We start from the raw sequence: 652 nt of genomic DNA on the forward strand, positions 1-652 counted from the left end.
TCGAAAAGGGCCGTGTGCTGGCAGAACAGGGCCGCACTACTGACAAGGTCCCGGCCTGCCTGACCTGTCACGACAAGGCCAACACCAATCCCGCCTATCCGAAGCTCTCGGGTCAGAATTCAGCCTATCTGCGCCAGCAACTGGTGTCGTTCCAGACCGGCACCCGCGGCGGTTCCAACTACGCGCATCTGATGACGAATACGGCGAAGAAACTTTCACCTGAAGATATCGACGCGGCGGCAGTTTATTTCAGTCGCCGTGAATCAATCCCGCAATGAGATTTCGTTGAGGTAGCTTCTGCCCCTACCGTGCACGCTTCCCGTGATCGTCGAAGGGAGGGGATGCAGAAAAACCAGGCAACCCTTTCGTTGCGAGAGCGCAACATAGTGCGACAATGCGCAGGGCAAGGCATCGAACTCCTTCCCCGGAACGTGATTGAAACTATTTTCGCGGAACCTGAATAACGAGTCCCGCCCTTGCGCCGCATCATATCTCTTATTGTGCTTGCATCTGTCCTGTCGTCTTGCGCTAGACCCGGTCCCAGCGTGCTGGCAGTTGTCACTTCTATCCCTCGAACGGAGCGCGTCGCGATCCTAGTTGCAACCGACCGCGTTCCGGACGATAGCGAAGATGGGGTATTCACCGCCGGCAG

At 57.2% G+C, this 652-nt stretch carries 1 protein-coding gene; it reads left to right on the plus strand.

All coding sequences use genetic code 11. The features are described 5' to 3' along the window. On the plus strand, nucleotides 1-278 hold a 278-nt coding region (locus tag FHP24_RS28905; protein ID WP_394344680.1), incomplete at its 5' end, for a c-type cytochrome. Nucleotides 279-652: the final 374 nt, after the last annotated feature.

The sequence above is a fragment of the Aliirhizobium smilacinae genome (assembly GCF_006335145.1).
GTDB classification, from domain to species: domain Bacteria; phylum Pseudomonadota; class Alphaproteobacteria; order Rhizobiales; family Rhizobiaceae; genus Neorhizobium; species Neorhizobium smilacinae.